At 44.9% G+C, this 294-nt stretch carries 1 protein-coding gene; it reads left to right on the forward strand.

Annotation, left to right across the window (positions count from 1 at the left end; genetic code table 11):
• Positions 1-294: DUF3541 domain-containing protein (locus AB4585_RS24040; protein ID WP_372171266.1), on the forward strand; the 294-nt coding region annotated here is incomplete at both ends.

Consider the following 294-nt stretch of genomic DNA (forward strand, 5'->3'; position numbering starts at 1 on the left):
TACCTATCCAGATCATGAAGATTATCGATTGTCTCTGCAGCAGTATGAAAACAAGCTCTATGGTATGACCCATATTGTGATTGCGGACTCGGGCTACTATCAACGCCAAGTCAACGAAGCGGATCATGCTTGGATATACGACTACTTTCGACAAAACATAGAAGACATCATCACTTACACCAAACAAGATGTTATCGCTGAGGTAGGTCTCAGCTTCTTGCTCGCGGGGCTTGAAGATGATCCTGTCGTCTATAAAGCCCGAGAAGCCATCAGACAATCTATCGATGAAACCGG

Origin of the sequence: Vibrio sp. 10N.222.49.C9 (assembly GCF_041474985.1) — a bacterium.
Classification (GTDB): Bacteria; Pseudomonadota; Gammaproteobacteria; order Enterobacterales; family Vibrionaceae; genus Vibrio; species Vibrio crassostreae_C.